Annotated in this window: 19 protein-coding genes; 7 read left to right on the top strand and 12 right to left on the bottom strand. The window is 34.0% G+C overall.

Features of this window, described 5'->3' with window-relative positions; all coding sequences use genetic code 11:
* Window positions 1–132: 132 nt before the first annotated feature.
* The 5 genes from Bccel_RS04895 to Bccel_RS04880 form a co-directional block, all read right to left on the bottom strand.
* Window positions 133–531, bottom strand: a complete 399-nt coding sequence (locus tag Bccel_RS04895) for a hypothetical protein (RefSeq protein ID WP_050753130.1) — start codon at window positions 529–531, stop codon at window positions 133–135.
* Between the two features lie 49 nt (window positions 532–580).
* Complete coding sequence (locus Bccel_RS30105) at window positions 581–751, bottom strand: hypothetical protein (RefSeq protein ID WP_154673456.1); 171 nt, start codon at window positions 749–751, stop codon at window positions 581–583.
* Window positions 752–799: 48 nt separating this feature from the next.
* Window positions 800–1,510, bottom strand: a complete 711-nt coding sequence (locus Bccel_RS04890) for a DUF4367 domain-containing protein (RefSeq protein WP_036940448.1) — start codon at window positions 1,508–1,510, stop codon at window positions 800–802.
* Window positions 1,503–2,060: a sigma-70 family RNA polymerase sigma factor gene (locus tag Bccel_RS04885; RefSeq protein WP_050753129.1), complete on the bottom strand. Its 558-nt coding sequence runs from the start codon at window positions 2,058–2,060 to the stop codon at window positions 1,503–1,505. The genes Bccel_RS04890 and Bccel_RS04885 overlap by 8 nt, the downstream gene beginning before the upstream one ends.
* A gap of 175 nt (window positions 2,061–2,235) precedes the next feature.
* Window positions 2,236–2,925, bottom strand: coding sequence for an N-acetylmuramoyl-L-alanine amidase family protein (locus tag Bccel_RS04880; RefSeq protein ID WP_050753128.1), 690 nt, complete (start codon window positions 2,923–2,925; stop codon window positions 2,236–2,238).
* 161 nt (window positions 2,926–3,086) lie between these two features.
* On the opposite strand from Bccel_RS04880, the gene Bccel_RS04875 reads away from it, so the two are divergent.
* The gene (locus Bccel_RS04875; RefSeq protein ID WP_050753127.1) at window positions 3,087–4,007 is read left to right on the top strand and encodes a VanW family protein; all 921 of its coding nucleotides are present in this window, start codon (window positions 3,087–3,089) and stop codon (window positions 4,005–4,007) included.
* Window positions 4,008–4,026: 19 nt separating this feature from the next.
* Here Bccel_RS04875 and Bccel_RS04870 read toward each other — a convergent pair whose 3' ends face one another.
* Genes Bccel_RS04870 through Bccel_RS04860 form a run of 3 tightly spaced genes read right to left on the bottom strand, consistent with a single transcriptional unit; the run spans window position 4,027 to window position 7,800 of the window.
* The gene (locus Bccel_RS04870) at window positions 4,027–6,396 is read right to left on the bottom strand and encodes an ABC transporter permease (RefSeq protein ID WP_036940443.1); all 2,370 of its coding nucleotides are present in this window, start codon (window positions 6,394–6,396) and stop codon (window positions 4,027–4,029) included.
* A 50-nt stretch (window positions 6,397–6,446) separates the two neighbouring features.
* Window positions 6,447–7,154, bottom strand: a complete 708-nt coding sequence (locus tag Bccel_RS04865; protein WP_036940440.1) for an ABC transporter ATP-binding protein — start codon at window positions 7,152–7,154, stop codon at window positions 6,447–6,449.
* Window positions 7,147–7,800 carry a TetR/AcrR family transcriptional regulator gene (locus tag Bccel_RS04860; protein ID WP_050753126.1) on the bottom strand — a complete coding sequence of 218 codons (654 nt, stop codon included), beginning with the start codon at window positions 7,798–7,800 and terminating at the stop codon, window positions 7,147–7,149. Before Bccel_RS04860 ends, Bccel_RS04865 begins: the two co-directional genes overlap by 8 nt.
* A 227-nt stretch (window positions 7,801–8,027) precedes the next feature.
* Here Bccel_RS04860 and Bccel_RS04855 point away from each other — a divergent pair, with 227 nt between their 5' ends.
* Entirely contained in the window at window positions 8,028–8,270 is a 243-nt protein-coding gene (locus Bccel_RS04855; RefSeq protein ID WP_036940438.1) for a hypothetical protein, read from the top strand.
* A gap of 179 nt (window positions 8,271–8,449) precedes the next feature.
* On the opposite strand, the gene Bccel_RS04850 is transcribed toward Bccel_RS04855, so the two are convergent.
* The 4 genes from Bccel_RS04850 to Bccel_RS04835 all read right to left on the bottom strand — a co-directional run bounded on the left by Bccel_RS04850 (window position 8,450) and on the right by Bccel_RS04835 (window position 13,158).
* Window positions 8,450–9,097, bottom strand: a complete 648-nt coding sequence (locus Bccel_RS04850; protein ID WP_050753125.1) for a hypothetical protein — start codon at window positions 9,095–9,097, stop codon at window positions 8,450–8,452.
* Between the two features lie 386 nt (window positions 9,098–9,483).
* Entirely contained in the window at window positions 9,484–11,358 is a 1,875-nt protein-coding gene (locus Bccel_RS04845) for an ATP-binding protein (protein ID WP_036940432.1), read from the bottom strand.
* Window positions 11,359–11,382: 24 nt separating this feature from the next.
* A complete protein-coding gene (locus Bccel_RS04840; protein ID WP_050753124.1) occupies window positions 11,383–12,402 on the bottom strand; it encodes a C40 family peptidase in 1,020 nt (339 codons plus the stop codon).
* 159 nt (window positions 12,403–12,561) lie between these two features.
* A complete protein-coding gene (locus Bccel_RS04835) occupies window positions 12,562–13,158 on the bottom strand; it encodes a helix-turn-helix domain-containing protein (RefSeq protein ID WP_036940429.1) in 597 nt (198 codons plus the stop codon).
* Window positions 13,159–13,551: 393 nt separating this feature from the next.
* Here Bccel_RS04835 and Bccel_RS04830 point away from each other — a divergent pair, with 393 nt between their 5' ends.
* From Bccel_RS04830 to Bccel_RS04815, 5 genes are all read left to right on the top strand, one after another.
* A complete protein-coding gene (locus tag Bccel_RS04830; protein WP_050753123.1) occupies window positions 13,552–13,998 on the top strand; it encodes a response regulator transcription factor in 447 nt (148 codons plus the stop codon).
* A 232-nt stretch (window positions 13,999–14,230) separates the two neighbouring features.
* On the top strand, window positions 14,231–17,569 hold the full coding sequence (gene smc, locus Bccel_RS04825; RefSeq protein WP_242856992.1) for a chromosome segregation protein SMC: 3,339 nt from the start codon (window positions 14,231–14,233) through the stop codon (window positions 17,567–17,569).
* On the top strand, window positions 17,545–17,802 hold the full coding sequence (locus Bccel_RS32800) for a hypothetical protein (protein WP_338053626.1): 258 nt from the start codon (window positions 17,545–17,547) through the stop codon (window positions 17,800–17,802). The genes smc and Bccel_RS32800 overlap by 25 nt, the downstream gene beginning before the upstream one ends.
* Before the next feature lie 59 nt (window positions 17,803–17,861).
* Window positions 17,862–18,770, top strand: coding sequence for a signal recognition particle-docking protein FtsY (gene ftsY, locus Bccel_RS04820; protein WP_036940420.1), 909 nt, complete (start codon window positions 17,862–17,864; stop codon window positions 18,768–18,770).
* 9 nt (window positions 18,771–18,779) lie between these two features.
* On the top strand, window positions 18,780–19,610 hold the full coding sequence (locus Bccel_RS04815) for a carbon-nitrogen family hydrolase (protein ID WP_050753122.1): 831 nt from the start codon (window positions 18,780–18,782) through the stop codon (window positions 19,608–19,610).
* Window positions 19,611–19,624: the final 14 nt, after the last annotated feature.

Below are 19,624 nucleotides of genomic sequence, written 5' to 3'. Positions count from 1 at the left end.
TTAATGTTTAACTATATCTAAATATCCAAGCACTCTGGAAATTCAATTGTTGAAATGCAAGCAACACAAGCCATCATAAATTGCTATATTAAAAGGACCCGTGAAAAAAGTTAAGTCACGGGTCCTATATTTTTAGCTATTTGCAGCTTTGCGTCTTCTTAATACAATAATGGCACTCCCAAGTATACCTGCACCGGCTGTACAGGACAGAGCAATTACCATTGGTGAAAGCATTTGAGAGGTTTCTTTAGTTTCTCCTGAAGCAGTCGTTTGATAAATCTCCTCTCCGGTATTGCCGCTAGCAGTTGTCTGGAAAATTTCCTCTCCAGTTGTACCGCTAGCAGTTGTTTGGGAAATTTCATCTCCGGTATTGACACTTGTTGTCGCGGTATCCATAGTCATAGCCTGCTGACCTTCAATTACCTTAACCATGTCCTTTCCAAATGCGTTGTACAGATATTCGGCATTTGCTTCATTATATGGTGTAATGCCAATTTCAACATAGTTACCTACAGGTGCGGTACTGGTCACTGTGAACCCCTTTTCTGCAATTTCTTTAGCGTGTGTTTCAAAAACAAACTTATCGATTTCTGTTTGTTTTTTTAAAAAGAGGACTTTCAATATCTGATTGCTGGACTGAAGATACTCCTTGAGACACTTCACCTCCTGTTTGAGCAAAAGCAGCAGTTGATGAAAGTACTGTTATACAAGATCCGAGAATAAAAGCTTTGGTTAATTTTGATATTATCATAAATAATTCCTCCATTTGTTTTTTTTACATCTATAAATTTATATTTAATCACTTCATAGACACGGCTATCTTGGTAGCCTCATCCTGTGTTATAAGTCCCATAACGGAGTAGTGAACCCCGCTTTTAAACCAATGAATTTCGGTATCCAAACCGGCATTTTCGCCGTTATCTAATGGAACTGGCTTTATATATCCGGTAGTACCATTTATATCAATTTTGTTAAAATTAGTTAGTCCATAATCCATCTCACTTTTTTCTTCAATAATCAAAAACGATTTATCTCCGGCAAAATAGGTAAGTGTAATTTTAGAAGCTACGTGATCTTCGGTTCCTGATGCATAAACTTTATCCAGTTTAAAGTTTCCAGGTATATACGAGGGTGTAAGAAAAAGATTCCCAAAATCCTTTTTTGCCTCATCAAGTGCAGTAAGGGTCCACTCCTTAATTTTGCCAACCTCAGGATTGCTGCTTATTCCAATTTCTCCTGGAAGGGTTTTTGTGCCCTCAGAAGTACCTGACATTATATTTACCTGCGGGTTCTTATCTGTTCCTTTTTGAATCTTTAACGAGAGAAAATGTGATACACTTACAGAGCCGATAATCAAGAGAAAACACGCAGCTGCTATTAAAATTCTGCTACTTGAAACTTGTCTCTTCTTTTTGCATTGATTTAATGTTTTTTCCTTAAGCTCATTGCTAACATTTATATCACACATAATTTCATCTGCTATGTTTTTAAAGTCCTTCATTTTACTCATTCAAGTCAATCCTCCCTCCCAACTTGTTTTTAAGTATCTCACGAGCCCTGTGGAGCCTGCTCCTTACAGTTCCTTCTGCAATATTCAAAATTTTGCTTATTTCTGAGGTATCGCAGTTCTGGTAGTAGTAAAGTAAAATAACTTCCTTGAACGGTTGGGAAAGGGATAGCACTTCATCAAACAGGAGCCTGTTTTCATCCATTTTAATAATTCTGTTCTCAATACCCGTTCCTTTGCTTCGCTCCTTGAATTTATCGGTAAGCAGCACTCTTTTTATCCATGAACTACGCAATAAATCCTTGCATACATTGATTGTTATTTTTATAATCCAGGTTTTCTCACTGCTTTCTCCTTTAAAGCTTTCATACTTATTAAAAACTTTAATAAATACTTCCTGAAAAGCATCCTCGGCTTTTTGCATGTCCTTCAAGTACATATACGAGGTTCTGAGCACGTCTTTACCATAAGTGTCCATTAGTCTATGCATTAATTTGTCTTTATCCTGATTATCACCTGAGTAATTCTCCTTTGGTACCGAAAGGGAATACATAAACTGCCTCCTTCCTTATTATGCATACACCTATTTGACGCAGCAACACGTTTTTTCGCTCCATAAATCTTATAAAATTTTTTTAGGAGATTTCCAGGATATAAAAATGACCTCAAATGGAGGTCAAAGTAATATAACAGGAACCGGTTGGGATCATATGGTATTTTAGCAAAATTTAGTTTTTCATATATTGTGTAATCCCTGAAGCAATTGAGTTTGCTATTTTTTGTCTAAATTCGTCTGTAGCAAGCAAAGAACGTTCCCTGGGATTTGTGAGAAAACCGGTTTCAACCAATACACCCGGTATAGATGTATTTCTTAAAATGTAATAATCCTCTGCCCGGGAATTATGGGACATTCGCTTTTTTCCGTCTGCAGTAAGGCCATTTAAAGACCTTTGTATACTTTTTGCCAGAGCTTTGGATTGCAAACATTGTTCACTGAAAAAGTATACTATTGATCCGTTGATGGTATGGTCATAATAACTATCAGCATGGATGCTAACAAAAATACTGGCATTGCTTTCATTTATCTTATTTACCCGTGCATTGAGATCTCTTTTTTCAATGGTATCACCGGTTTTGCAATATTTATATAATGATTCATCACCGTTTCTTGTTAAAACGACATTAAAGCCATTTTGTTCCAGATAGCTTTTAACCTTCATAGAAATATCAAGATTGATATTCTTCTCATATATATTTTTTATTGTGCATCCACTGTCTATTCCTCCATGTCCCGGATCTATAACTATCTTTTTAGTTTGTGCAGCATGAGCACATGCAGGTATAGATACCAATAAGAGCAAAGTAATTAAAACTATTGATATTGTTAAGAAGTACTTCCTCTTGTTAATTTTAGACACTTCAATACACCTTTCCATATTCAAAATTAATGATTAATCATTAATATCTGCATATTGTTTTGAAAAAAACCTGGTACTTTAATCAATAATAGAAAAAATAGCAAGACATACTTTTCTGTTCTGTCACTAATAATAAAGTTGAGGAGGTGCAATTTCACATTATGAAAACTTACAACAGTCGCAATTTCATAAGGTATCCTAATGTTGTGCTTATTTTATTATCATTACTACTACTAACCTCCTGCGGTTCAAAGGGTGAAATTAATGATGCTGAATACCAGTCAAAAGAAACTCCTCCTGCTAATTTCATTGGGTTTGGCACAATGGAACGAACTATTAGGAAAAACGTTTATTTAAATAACGAAAATGTTGGAAACCTGAAAGAATCGGAAGTACTGACAAAAGTTAGAGCATATGCTGCTGGAATTGATACCCAGGCATCAAATGCTACTATGGACAATACTACCTGGAAGGTAAAACAAGGCAGGATAGGGAAAAAGGTAAACGTAGAGAAGACAATGGAAGCACTTCTTAATGCACCGGAAGGAAATAAGGTTGACCTTATAGTTGATGAAGAACTGCCTTTGGTTACATCACAAATATTAATTGAAAACATTGTAACTATAGGTAGTTACACTACTTCCATACTGGACAAAGATGAGTCGAGGGTGAATAATATAGAATTAGCCTCTGAAAGGATAGATGGCCTTAAACTTTCACCTGGTGAGCAGTTTTCTTTCAATAAGATTGTTGGAAGGAGAACAGAAGAAAAAGGTTATGAGAAAGCTACAATTATTACTAGAAAAGACGGCATGCCCAAAAAAGGTACAGGTGTTGGAGGAGGTATATGCCAGGTATCTTCTACATTGTACAATGCAATAGATCAATGTGGGCTCAAAATAATTGAGCGGCATAAGCACTCAAAGGCTGTGGGATATGTACCTAAGGGTAAAGATGCCACTGTTACTTACGGAGCATATGATTTCAGGTTCAGCAATAATCGTAGTTATCCTATTATGATCAGAACATACTTAAATAGTAATACTTTGACTGTGAAAATACTGGAAAACCGTAATTCATGATGAATTCCGGTTTTCCATCTTATGCCTCTCTGTTCTTTAAAACTTCCACCATATCAAGGTTTCTTATGCTCCTTTTTATAGTTAACTGTGCCAATGATATATAGATTAAAACACTTAATATGGTTACAATATAGGATCTTACTGAAATGACCGACTCTAAATACATCATCCTGCTGTTTAGCTCGGGAATTATGACATTACTAATGCTTATACCCAGTAAGATACCGGGAATAAGAGCAATTATCCCAAGAATGATGTTTTCTCTAAATATGGTTCTGCCGATTTCTTTGTCTGAATACCCCAAAACCTTTAATGAAGCAAGCTCACGGTTTCTTTCAGTAAGATTGATAATTGTTGTTATAAATATTATTGAAAAGCCCATAATAACACAAAATACAGCCATAAATCCTGCGAAATAATAAATAAGTTTAATAAGTGCCCTTATGGAGGATAATGATTTCTCACGGTTTTCAACCGATTCAATTTCTGGAGTATTTAAAAGGCTTTTTTCCATAAAATCCTTATTGCCATCTGATGTTTTTACCATTACGCCAGTAGCATATCTGGGAAAATTCATGTATTTAATGACAGAATTCATATTTATATAGCAATTAAATCCGATTGCCTGCTTGATTATGCTTTGAACCTTAATTTTTATTACTTTTACATCGTTAAAGTAAATCTTTACACTTATTGTATCTCCCTTATTTATGGACAACTTTTTTGAAATGCCATTAGATATAAGAATTCCGTCATCAGGCACAGCTACATCATTTCCTTCATCATCTATTAGCTTGTTTAGCGTCATATTGCTATTAACTGCAATTAGCTTGGTATCCTTTTTCTCATCTTCCTTGATTATTTCAACTGGCAGTTCCAGTATTGGCTCAGCTTTTACTTTGCTGTCTTTTGAAACTAACTTAACAGCATCGTCATAGGGGAGAGGTTTTTTAAAATCGGCTGTATAATCTTGGAGCTGCAGGGTGTTAAAGTGAAAATCAATAAGATCATCAACTGTATCTGTAATGGAGAACACAACTAAAAAAAGCATGATTGAGAAAACAAATCCCATTATTGTCAAAAGTGATCTTTGACGGCTTCTAAAAACATTCCTTAAAGTAACCTTCCAGCCAAAGCCAAGCTTATTCCATATAAAGGTCAGCCTTTCAATCAGAATACGTTTACCTGCTTTAGGAGATTCAGGACGCATTGCCTGTGCAGGTACTATCCTAAGAACCTTTTTAGCTGCACTAAAGCTTCCAGCGACACAAAATACAAGGCTTAAAAGTATGGAAAAAGCAAACAGGTCAAAGCTTGAACTTGTGATTACCTTGGGGAATTCATACATTTTAAGATACATTTCATAGGTCATTAGCCTGCCTAATAGTATGCCTGCAATGATGGCCGGAATGGAACCCATAAGTGAAAGTACAATGGAATATTTAATATAGTGAAAAAGAATTCTATTGTCCGAGTAACCAAATGCCTTCATAGAACCGATTATTACTCTCTGATTGGTAATTATTCTTTTTTGCATTATGTATATTATTGCTGCTGCTACAAGTAAGAACAGAACAGGAATAATGGATGCAAGGGTTTTTACCTGGTCAATATCGTCACTTACCATTATATGGCTAAGCTGTTTATTGCGTTCTGTAGAAGACATTAATCCTACAGGCTCTAGGAGATTTTCAATATTTTTAATAATAGCTTGATTTTTGCTGCCTTTTTTAAATAGTACATGAACCTCGTTGTAATTTCCTTTAGAACCAAGTATGGCTGACATTTGAGATTCTCTGACAAAAACCAGCCCAAAATCTCCGTCAGAACTAGATAGGGAAGAGGGGGACTTCATAAGCTTGAAGAATTCAGGGCCCAATGCAAGGCCTGCTACCATAAAACTGTAATTTTTATTATTGATGGATACATTTATACTATCCCCATTTTTCAAATCATAGAACTTACCGAATCTGTTTGACAGGAGGCATTGATTGTTACCATCGATATAATTTCCTGACATGACTGAAAAGTTATTTATAGATGGCATACCTTTATCGGGAACTGATATTATACTTACAGGAATCTTTTTCTTATCTTTTATATCGCTTGATGCATCGACAGTCAACCTGCCCATGACATTATCTACTCCATCGATTATCCTGATCTTTTCAATAAGGTCAGGAGATATATTATTTCCAAGAGTTTTTGCATAATAATCCAAAAAGCCATATTTCTCGTAGCTGTAATCCATGGAATTTTTTAGATTTCTATATGAAATAATAGTTGCAGTAAATATGGTAATTCCGGCAAAAATAACTGCTGCAGCCGCTATAAACTGCCACTTTGTTTTTAAAATTTCCCGAAACAGCATTTTATCAAGCTTTCTCATTAAGATCACCTTCTTTCTAATAAACGTTTGTTATTACTATTGAGCATTATTTACCATTCTATGGTTTGTGGATCAACAGGATTGGGGTTATCATAAATGCTTGTAATTTCTCCGCTTCGCATTTTAATAACTTTGTCTGCAATCTGTGCTATGGGCTGATTGTGGGTTATTATTATAACTGTTTTTCCCATGGTTCTATTAATGTCCTTTAAAAGTTCAAGCACCTTGATGCCTGTTGAATAATCAAGTGCACCTGTAGGCTCATCACAAAGCAGGATATCGGGATTTTTGGCAACAGCACGGGCTATTGCCACTCTTTGCTGTTCACCGCCGCTCATTTGAGCAGGGAAGTGACTAGCTCTGTCTTTAAGACCAACTTTATCAAGTACTTCATCAATGTTTAATGAGTTTTTTGAAATTTCTGTAGAGATTTCTACATTTTCTCTTGCAGTAAGATTAGGCATAAGGTTATAGAACTGGAATACGAAACCGATTTTATTTCTTCTAAATAAAGCCAGCTTTTTACTATCATAGGAGGAAATGTTTTCACCCTCAAAAATAACTTTGCCGCCTGTAGGGAGGTCCATGCCGCCAATTATGTTTAGAAGTGTGCTTTTTCCAGATCCACTGGGTCCTAAAACTACTACCAGATCGCCTTTTTTTATTTCAAAGGTTGTGTTTCTAAGGGCCATAACCGAAACATCACCTGTTTTATATTCCTTCATTACACTATCAAGCTTAAAAATTGTATTAGTCATGTTTTAACCACCTTCCATATTGCACAAAGTTCATTGTGCCTTTTTTAGCACCGAGTAGTCTTTCTACAAAGTCCTCGATGGCCATAATTCTTTTCTCTAAAACTTCTGAGTATTCCAACGGAAATTTAATATTTATATGGAGCATTCCGGCCCACATCAAAAGTGTTTGTGTTACTTCATACGGATACTCTGTATCAAAGCTTTTTTCAATGACTCCTTGCCTGACAACCTCTGAAATAACAGGAGTCATTAATTCTACATATTTTTTAGACACCTTTTGATGCATTACCATGTTATCATCATTATGAAAGTGCTTGGCCAAGCTCATAATTCCTTTTTTTCTAATTCCGAATACATCAAGCATTTCTTCAATAAGTTTATGTATTTTTTCTACTGCATCATACTGAGGGCTATCTGTTACCTTTTTAGTTTTTTTCATTAGAGAGTTCAGGTACTTTTCTGCCAGGGCATTTAAGATTTCATCCTTACATTTGAAATAATAATAAAAGAGTCCTTGGGCAACACCTACCTTCTTAACGATATCACTTACTGATGTCTTTTCGTATCCCTTTGAATAAAACAGCTCTTCAGCGGCGTCAACTATTTCATTTTTTCTTTCTTCAGGGTCCTTTGATATCCTTACCATATATTAATCAATCTCCTCTTATATGTAAGTTTTTTGCGACTGACTGACTGTCAATCGATTAATTATATTATAACTCACTGACTGTTAGTCAGTCAACAGCCATTTGCTAAATTTTTCATAATCGTTAGTATTTATACAGAAAAATAATGAGCCAAAACAGATATAATCTGATAAAATATGGATTATATGCAAAGAATATTTTACAAAAGAATACAGGAGGGCAAATAATGAAATACAATGTAAATGTGGTATTTATTGATAAGAATACACATGAATTTATTGAACATGATGCTTTTTCGGATGGTGAATTAAGTTTAAGGCCGGTTGAGGATGAGGGTGTTATTGATATATTGTTAAAAGTTAACGAAATCATGCTTGATGACCATGTTTATCTCATTAATTCAAGACGTTATTCCATAGATAAAAGGAAATTATATATAGTTGTTGAAAGAATTAATAGGAGAACCTAATATTATTTATAGGTGGCGTCCTTTAATTTGTAAAATATTTTTGGTAAATATTTAAGTAGAAAGCTGGTTCTCTCAGATGAAGAAAAGAGAACCAGCTTGAAAATATAGAAATGTTAGTATGTATTGAATGGAAGGTCGGCTATTCAACTTATGAACAGCCGACCGATTGCTTGTGTTTATCAAATTATTGACCACTGCTGGTTTTTATATTGAATATGTACACTGTTAGTTTGTGTTAGGTCAACTTCAATATCTCTTGATCTGGCAGTACTGAACATTGTACCGGTCTGTATGTCCTGCTCAAACCAGATAAGTGCTTTTTCAACAGGCTGTAGAAAACAGGTGCCTTGCATAATGGGGGCTTCAGCCACATAAATAGGCGTAGCGGTTATTTGACCGTTTATGCCTGTTGAAACTTGATTTACTCCAGGATGGATTGAACCATACTGGTTATCCATAGTAAATCCAGTATCCGCACCACCGGTTACCGGATTTCCCAATACACCATATTGATTTAATATACTGGTCTCACTTAATCCGATATTTACAATGTTTGTATTTACATTTACAGTGATATTATCTTGAAAAGTGTTAGTACCGAAGAGCTGATATTGAGGAGTCCACGAAAATGTATTGTCAACTAAATATTTATCATAGGATTGCCATACTACAGTATAAGCATTATTGACTTTCTTTGCGAAGCACAGGCAGTAGTTGGCCGCTTTAAGATTTTGCAAATCATTTATGTCTATTGAGACCTTTACTGATTTTTGAACATCATTTAATGCTTTTAAAAAATCCATTGTTTTTATTTTTAAGTTATTCATAATTTGATCTCTCCATTTCTAAAATATTTATTTTTATTCATGTCCATTCCTATACTTATACTCCATCCACAGTGCATTAGGTGTAGCAATTGATAAATTCTCTGCTAAAGTAACCCTGAAGTTCATATAGCCCACCTCCTGAATAATTACTGGTTTCCATGAAAATTGGTAAAGTAATATTGGTATTACTTTTGTAAATTGCTTGCAAGTTCTTTACAAGAATATAATACAAGAATATTCAGTTTCGCACATCAACCAAAAGTATGATTTTTATATTTAAAGAAATTAAAGGAAATTAATTTATAAACGCTATATGTCTTAAATAAGTTTTACGTTATCAATGATATAACTTTACAGTTTTGTATTTAAAGAAATAGAGATGATTTTTATATTTTTATGGGTATAGAAATAAAAATGCCAGTTCCCCTGTCTATATTGGGCTGTAAACCCATTGTTCCATTAAAACTTCCGTGCAATGCAATATTTGAAATGTACAGACCTAAGCCTGTCCCATCCTTGCCTTTTGTTGTGACCATCTGGTTGAAGAGTTTTTGTTTGACATCATCAGATATACCTTTTCCATAATCTCTGACAACAAAAACAATATCATTTTTATCCTTGCAAACTGTCAATTGAATTTCTCCTCCATCCTCATATGCTTGAATTGAGTTCATAATAACATTATTGAGAATCTGGGTTAAAACAACAATATCACCTATTATTTGGGTTTGGGGATCAATACTGAAATAAACGTTGAATTTACAGTTTTTCCTCTTAAATTCGTAAGACATTAACAGGTTTATCTTTTCAACAACTTCTGCAATTGTAAATTTATTGGTTTTACTGCTGTTAAGGCTTACAGATTGATCCTTTACAGCCGTAATAACGTCGGATATGTAAAGAAGGTACTGCTTTATCATCTTTTCCCACTGCAACATATCTTTTAAAACATTATTAAATTCAGGATGTTTTATATATATATCCTCATCTTTCAAAAGTTCGTCTAATCTTTCAGTGTATCTGGTTAGTGCAAGAATACCGCCTGAAGAGGACATGAGGGGTGTTTTGATATTATGGGCAATACCTCCGATTAATTGATTTAACGATAAAAGCCGAGCCTTTTCGATTAATTGATTAGTATTTTCCTCCATAAGTTTCAGGATTTGTTTGTGTTCAGTAATGTCTTTAAACATTATCAATATTGCCAAAAAACGATCTTGTACTAGAATGGGCTTTATTTCAATTTTGAAGTCCTTATTTTGAGTACCTATTGTAACGGCACATTCCATATTTATTATTATTTTTTTGGTTTTTGTTAAACTAAAATAATATTCCATTTTATCTATCAAATTGAAAAATTGTTTTTCCATAATATTAGGATTTGAATGATGGATGTTTGTGATATTCATGTTTTTCAGGTAATCAAAAAAGTGATTTGATTTTTTTTTAATAGCCTCCTTTCCGAATAGATCTACAAATATTTTGTTTTTATCTATTATATTTCCGTTAAGGTCGGTTACAATGAAAGGGTCGCTCATGTTGTCAACCACATTTTGCAAAGCTATGGGGATTATATCTAGAAACCTGTATTTTTTTATACTGTAAGTTATACAAAATGCAAAAAACAGGTATATAAAGACAACATAATATGATGGGAATGGACTTGTTTCCGGTAAATAACGTTTTAAAAGCGAAAAGCTTGAAAATACAATCGGAGCTAATATACCGGCTACGAAAAGCAAAATTTGCTTTGACAGGCCATTTGTATGCTTCAAGCTGAATTTCATGATATATATAACCGAAAACATAGTATATACAAATTGATATGCTGCATAAATAATAAATAAGGGACCCATACCTGTCATGGTATTATTGAGATTGTCATAGCTTTTATATATAAGGCTGTGATAGCTGTTGGCAGCATGCAGTAATGTAAATACAATTGGGGGAAATGAAAATAAAAACATGCTTTTTAAGGATATTCTGTCTTTTGCAATAATAATGGAGAGAATAAGAGCAGCGGATGGCAAAAAGTAGGTACAGGTTGTACTTAAGAAAAAAACAGCAAAAATATAATGTCCTGTCAGGTATCTTATAGACTCGTTTATAAAAGATAAAATAGTCCAAAAAAATGCAAGCAGAACATTTAATAAACAAAACTTGTATATTTGTTTTTGGTTTTTATTAAACCATATTGATTTTATAAAGACAATAAGAATACAACACGAAACAAAATATACCAAAGTTTTTACTATAGCCATAAAATTCACTTGTTCTTTTCTAATTTAGTCGGTAAAACACAGTTCATTACTACTTAATTCACCGGAATTATTATCTAATGTACCTATTATAGTAAGATTTATACAATTAGTCAACAGATCGCCTGGAGTAACGAAATACTGTTCGATATCAACCATTTCATTAATTGGTTTGGATTCAAGCTTATTTTCGCCTTTGATTACTAGGGCGGTATTGTTGGTGCTGCCGTAAATATGCTGGATAACTGAACAAAACTCATGAGCGGCGACTACAAGTTCTTCATCTAAAGAAATGTTATCAGTTGGTGATGTTTGAAGTTTATCTGCTTCTAATTCTGAGTATATTTCTTTGAGCAAATCTTCTTCATAATTTGAGCTTGGCATACTACCATCTGAATTAACTTTATTTTCAAATAGTTTAAGAATATCTGTAAAAAGCTTGGGTTCTAAGTTAGATTTGTTTTTGTCGATATATTCCTGGATGTATTTGAGCAAGCTTTTATTGGTAGATTCATTCTTGATAATTAATTTATAATCCTTTCCTGCATTTTCATAACAATTATAAACAAATTGGGAACATACCATTGGCTGTACGCTTCCATAAACAGCACCATCAACAATTTTTATCAATTCATATGTAATGTGTTTTAATAAGAGGCCAACCAATCTCTGAAGCTTTAAGTTGACTAATGATTTTTTTAACAACATGTACATGCCAACAAATGCCAGATTTAATTTTGAGTAAGGCACTTTTGAATCTATATAATTTGCAGCTATATCTAGAACTTTAGACATGTCATCCTTCCAGGGAGTCAGCCGCATCACAGTGATTTCACGGTTAACTATTCTTTCTTTGATGTCATTAATCTTAGCATAGGGTGGAGTTTCTTCGGCAATCTTATTACAATCATAGTATGACAAAGCTGAATGGCTTACGGGAGACTCGGTAATCTTGGATATCAACTGAGACACTGCATCTTCAGATGCTGAGAATAATAAAACATCAGCTTGCTTTAAATCATCAATTTTAATAGTTTTTTCGTTCATTGATTCTCTCCTTAATTAATATATATTTAAGTGATAAATCTATTAAATTTATCTATAGCAAATCCCTTTGAACTGTGCTTTGTTTACCTGCGTGAGTGTTGACGATTTAAGTCGACACATGAGCGAAATTTATGGCGGAATTTATTTTTAGATCATGACTTAGCTGAAATTAGCTTTAAATCCTAATAAATAATCTGTTGTTACCTTGAAAATTTCTGCAAGTTTTTTTATATTTTCACCTGTCGGTTCAGTTTGGTTTGCTTCCCAATTCGCAATGGCCGTTCTACCTAAACCAAGAAGTTTTCCAAGATCATCCTGGCTCATGTTGTTAATTTTCCTGAGTTTTTTAATCCTTAAACCAAAACTTCCATCTTTCCTTGAGTGTTCAATGGATTTAATTGCGGACTCAATAATAATCAATATTTTTTCGAAATCAGCAGATTTTTCACAATACATTTGAACATCCATTGTATTAAGAATTTCAAGGCCAGGTGCTTCTTCAGCCCTGCCAGTTAAGAGCATAATATAGATTTCATCATTAAATTTCCTGATTCTCTCTACAACTTGCCGCCCGTTCATATTATCGATGAAATAATCCAATATAAGCATATCGAAAACTTCTTCTTTTAAAGCATCAAGACCTTCTTTTGAACTTGTATAACCTATTATATTATATTTGGGGCATAGGTTTGCCTGAATTGACTTTATTATGCCATCTTCATCATCTATTACAGCAATTTTAAATAGTTCCTTCATTATTATTCCTCCGTACTAACTTTTCTAATATTTGTATTTTAGCAAAATATTTATAAAAAATCAATCTATAAATTCATTATACGTGACAATTGTAAAAGTTCACGCAAAAGATTATTGCCATTATAACGCACTATAAATACAATGCAAACTTTTTATTATCCGTGATAATAATGATGTAATTATATAATTGAACATATTGACACGTCATTAATAATGACATATACTTATTGTAAATAATGCTATCGATAGTGACATTATATTAAAAGTGATAAATTTTTACATTTGTCTATCGTAAATCCCACTAAAACCGTTCGTTATTTGCTCTGACAAATGTAAGATTAATAACATTTATAATATTTATTTAATAATAATTGATTGAAGGAGGAATCTGCTATGTCTCAAAAATATTCTATTAAAATAGATGATTGTTTTCATAAATTATGTAAGTCTACAATAAATAAAAATTTCAATATAAACGAACTTCAATTGGCACATATTATTTCAGATTTTCATAGCAGGGTATCTGGTAACAAAAGCATTTATTCATGCAAAATTCTAATATTGCCAGACTCTTTAGAAGTAGAATTTATTGAGCAAAATCCTATCAATAAATTTAAATACGATGCTCACTCCAATGATTTATTATCTTGTCTAACCAGCCGAGAAATTGATGTTTTGACATTGATTGATAAAGGGAAATCAAACAGGGAAATTGCTGAAATATTATGTCTTACAATAAGTACAGTTAAGACACATATCTTGAACATATTCGGAAAACTTGGTGTAAACAGAAGGATTCAAGCCATTTCAAAAGCAAAAGAATTGAAAATTATTTCCTAATAAAAAAACTTGAAAAGAAACTCCTAATCACAAATCAAAAGAAAGTGTATCAACAATTATTTTATTGAAAGTGTATTATTTAACTTTCAATGGAATTATGCAAAATATCATTTTATAATTGATTAAATATAAATTTATGTTAAAATTATTAGGAATATAGAACAAAATTGTGGTGTGAATTCATCATAATTTCATAGTTATAGACAAATACCAAAGGCCGAGGTGTTGATAATTGTACCTTAAAAGGTTGGAAATTCAAGGCTTTAAGTCCTTCGCAGACAAAATAAATCTGGAATTCAATTCAGGAATAACATCTGTAGTAGGCCCGAATGGTAGCGGCAAAAGCAATGTAGCAGATGCTGTAAGATGGGTTTTAGGTGAGCAGAGTGCTAAAACCTTAAGGGGAACAAAAATGGAGGATGTCATATTTGCAGGAACTGAACACAGAAAGGCAATGGGCCTTGCTGAAGTTTCCCTTACCATTGATAATTCCACCCATACACTGCCGATTGAGTTTGATGAGGTTACTGTAACAAGAAGAGTTTACCGTTCAGGTGAAAGTGAGTACTTTATAAACAAGACCCTGTGCCGCCTTAAGGATATACATGAGCTTTTCCTAGATACAGGAATCGGTAAAGACGGATACTCAATTATTGGACAGGGCAGAGTTGATGAGATTTTAAGCACCAAATCGGAGGAAAGAAGGCATATTTTTGAGGAAGCCTCCGGTATTATGAAATATAAGGTAAGAAAGCAGGAAGCAGAAAAAAAGCTTGATTTAACAGAGCAAAATCTGGTAAGAATTAATGATATAATAAGCGAACTGGAAACTCAGCTTGAGCCATTAAAGGCACAATCTGAAACAGCAAAAAAGTATCTCTCATATAGAGATTCCTTGAAAGAGCTCGAAATTAACGTGTATATCGATAATATTGCCAAATTCAAGGAAAAAATAAAAGAACATGAGGAACAGTATTTAAAGATAAAAGAAAGTATTGATAACGAAAACTTAAACCTTGAAAATATTACAAGACAGAACAAAGAAAAGACCGACAGAATGAAAGCAATGGAAGAAGCTCTAGAGATTACAAGACAGGAGTTTTACAACATTGAAAACAATTTGGAGAAATGCAGTTCTGAAATTAAGCTTAATGATGAAAAAACAAATAACTTTAACCAGAATATAGAAAGACTGGACTTGGAAGTATTAGAAATAAACGAGAAGAAAGAGCAACTTAATAAAGATGAGACCATTAAAAATCAAAAAATAGATTATTTGTCCAAACAGCTTGAAGAGTACTCCCAAAAGCTTTCTGAGCATGAAAGCAAAATGGCTTCATTAAATGAGACATTGGATGAAAATGAACGATATATTGAAAACCTGAAAGACAGCATAATGGACAAGCTGGACCTTTTGTCCGACAAAAAGTCGCAAATAGGAAATATCAAGATTCATGTTGAGAACCTCAAAAAGAGGCAGCACAGCATTGACATGGAAATTTACCAGATTACCCTGGATAAGGATAGGGAATTAATTAAAAAAGAAGATATCCAGGAAAACATCAACAAAGCTAAGGCTGCAATTGATAAAGCCAGGGCAGAAATTAACGGACTTACAGAGCAAAAGAAGGAATGTGAAACTGCTCTTTCAGACCTTAGAAGAAAACATAATGAAGTGGTAAATGACTACCAATTCAAATCCTCAAGGCATAAAATGCTTCAGGATATGGAAAATAAGCTTGAAGGATACAATAGAAGTGTTAAGGTCGTTCTTCAAGCATGCCAGCAGTCCAAAGAATTCGGACATGGCATACATGGTGCTCTTGCACAGCTTATTACAGTTGATAAGAGATATGAAACCGCAATTGAGATGACTCTTGGGGGTGCACTGCAAAACATAGTAACATCAACTGAAGAAGATGCCAAAAGAGCAATTGAGTACCTTAAAAAGAACAAGCTTGGAAGAGCTACCTTTCTTCCAATAACTTCTGTTAAAGGAAGGTATTTGGATAACCATATACTAAATGAAGTCAAAAACCAACAGGGTTTTATAGGTGTTGCATCGGATCTTATACGATGTAACAGCGAATTTAACGGTATAATATTAAACCTTTTAGGTAAAGTTGTTGTTGTAGAAAACCTTGATGCAGGAATCAGAATTGCCAAAAGGTTTGGTTACAGCTTCAGGATAGTTACATTAGAAGGAGATATATTAAGCACAAGCGGTTCCATGTCAGGCGGAAGCACTGATAATGCAGGCCCTGGAATATTAAGCAGGAACAGGGAAATTACAGAATTGAAAACAGAGATATCAAAGCTTGCCGCAATACAGCAATCCCTTGATACAAAAATAAATGAGGCAGCTAATATGCTTCAGGAAATATTGACGGATATTTCAAATGAGGAAAAAAATATTAACACAAATGAACTGGTTAAGATGAGAGACGAGAGCCATCTGGCACAAATAGAGGAAACAATTAAAAAAGCTGATGCAAAGGCTGATATGTTAAGAGATGAAAAGGCACAGCTTATAAAGCAGGAGTCGGATACAGACATTGAGCTTCAAAAATACAACAAGGAGCTTTTAGATATTGAAAATGACATAAACAATACAAAGGAAATAATTTCGAAGCATCAGGAAAAGTACAAAGAAGACCAATCATTAAGGGATAATCTCCATAATGATATTATGAATTTTAAAATATCGGTAAATTCAGTCATGGAAAGTCTTGAAGCTGTAAAAGAGACTTTAGCCAGAATAATAGAAGAAAGACAACATTTAGAAAAGAGTTTTAACAGAAAATCAGGTGAGAAAGAAAAGTACCTGACTGAAATAGATAACTTAAAGGCAGAAAATACGGGACTTTCAAAGAGAGTTAAGGCACTTGAAGAGGAAAAGACAGGAAAGGTATTCTCCATTGATAAGACTGTGGAGGAAAAAAAGGTGTTGGAGGAGGAATTATCCGATACTATAAACCAGATACAAAATACCAACAAAAATATTATACTCCTTCAAGAGGATTATAACAGGGTAGAGGTTAAAAAGGCCAAGGTTGAAGCGGAGCTTGAGGTAATACAAAACAGGATGTGGGATGAATACGAGCTTACATTTACCAATGCCATGGAATTTAAAAAGGATATTGGAAGCATACCTCAGGCACAAAAAAGAATAAATGAAATTAAAAATGATATTAAAGCATTAGGACCTGTTAATATTGCTGCAATTGAGGAATATATAAAAACAAAGGAACGTTATGAATTTATGTCAGGCCAAAGGAATGACATGGAGCAGGCCAAGGAAAAATTAAAAAAGGTAATAAGTGAAATGATAAGCATAATGAAGAGACAGTTTTTAGAGCAATTCAAGCTTATCAATGATAATTTCAATATAGTGTTTCGTGAATTGTTTGAAGGCGGAAGAGCTGAACTTATACTGGTGGATATGGAAAATGTCCTTGAAAGCGGTATAGAAATAGAGGTACAGCCTCCAGGGAAAAAACTGCAGAATATGATGCTGCTCTCCGGGGTGAAAGGGCGTTTACCGCAATTGCTCTGCTGTTTTCAATATTAAGGCTTAGACCGACACCTTTCTGCATACTTGACGAAATTGAGGCTGCCCTTGATGATGCCAATGTTTACAGGTTTGCAGAGTACCTTAAAAGGTACACCATCAACACCCAGTTTATAATGGTTACTCACAGAAAAGGTACCATGGAGGCTGCAAATACCCTCTACGGTGTAACAATGCAGGAGCATGGCGTATCAAAGATAGTGTCCATGAGAATGGGAGAGAAAGCAAGTTAAAGCATGACAAAAAAGTACAAATATAACAATATACAAAGAATTACAAAAGGAGATTACGTATGGGTTTTTTTGACAGACTAAAAGAAGGATTAACAAAAACAAGAAAGAGTATAACAGAAAAGATCGATCAGGTTTTGGTTGCATTTGGTAAGGTTGATGACGAGTTATTTGATGAACTTGAAGAAATACTTGTTACTTCCGACATTGGTGTCGATACTTCGCTGAAGGTAATAGAGGATCTTAAAAAGAAGGTTAGAGAAAACAGGGTCACTGATGCCATGAAGGTTAAAGATCTCTTAAAGGAATCACTTGCAGAACTGCTTGCAGAGGAAAATTCCGAGCTCAATCTTGAAAGCAAGCCGTCTGTAATACTTGTTGTGGGCGTTAATGGAGTAGGAAAAACTACCTCAATAGGTAAAATAGCAAATCTATTAAAACAACAGGGAAAAAAAGTTATTTTGGCTGCCGGAGATACTTTCAGGGCTGCTGCAATAGATCAACTGGATATATGGGCAAACAGGGTTGGTGTAGACATTATAAGACAGGCAGAAAACTCGGACCCTGCTGCGGTTATATTTGATGCAATTCAAGCTGCAAAGTCCAGGAAAGCAGATGTTCTGATATGTGATACGGCTGGAAGGCTCCACACAAAAAAGAACCTTATGGACGAATTGAAAAAAATATATAAAGTTATAGACAGGGAATTACCAGGAATTTCACGTGAAACCCTTCTGGTTCTAGATGCTACAACGGGTCAGAATGCCGTTTCACAAGCTAAGACCTTTAATGAGATTTCCGACATAACAGGCATTGTTTTGACAAAACTAGACGGAACTGCCAAAGGTGGAATAATTATAGCCATAAAATCAGAATTGGATATTCCTGTTAAGCTAATTGGCGTTGGCGAAAAGATGGATGACCTTCAGAAGTTTGATGCAAGGGAATTTGTTGAAGCCTTGTTTTCATAAGGTGGAGCTATGTGCGATAGATTAGATGTTTCTTGCGTACAAATGAACTGTAAACCGGGAGATATTAAGTATAACCTTAAAAAGGCCAGGGAATTTGCCGATAAGGCTGTGAAAAACGGCACTGAAATTCTGGTTTTTCCTGAGCTGTTTGATATAGGATATGACCTTTCCTCATTAGTAAAATTGGATATTGATGAGCATATAGCAGTTGATGAGTTAGCTGCCATTGCTAAAGACAACAACATGTTTATAGCTGCGGGATTGACTGAGAAGGGCTATGGGACATTTTACAATACCTTATATGTTTTTAACAATATAGGCGAAACAGTTTTGAAATACAGAAAAATCAACCTGTTTTCATTGAGTAAGGAAAATGATTATTTTACACCAGGCATAAATCCCCAGTCGTTTGTTATAAAGAATATTAAAGTTGGCGTTATGATATGCTATGATTTAAGATTTCCTGAACTGGGAAGATATTATTTAAAGGATGGATGTAGTGTCATCATAATTTCATCAGCATTTCCCAAACAGAGACAAGAGCATTGGAATACTCTTTTAAAGGCAAGAGCTATTGAAAATCAGTTATATATAATTGCATCAAACAGGGTTGGAAGTTTGGATGGTCTTGAATTTGCGGGAAACAGCAGTATAATAGATCCTTGGGGAAATGTTTTAGAAACTCTTGATAATGAAAGTGAAGGAATTATAAAGTGCTGTATATCTATGGATAAAAGAGATGAGGTGCGTAAATTTATTCCATGTTACAATGATATGCTAAGGCTTGAAGGATTGATTAATAATAATAAATGCAATGATCGAATAGATATTAAGGAATGACTCAAATTTTAAAA

Origin of the sequence: Pseudobacteroides cellulosolvens ATCC 35603 = DSM 2933 (genome assembly GCF_001262605.1) — a bacterium.
Lineage (GTDB): Bacteria > Bacillota > Clostridia > Acetivibrionales > DSM-2933 > Pseudobacteroides > Pseudobacteroides cellulosolvens.
This window is presented reverse-complemented; position numbering and strand designations above follow the sequence as displayed.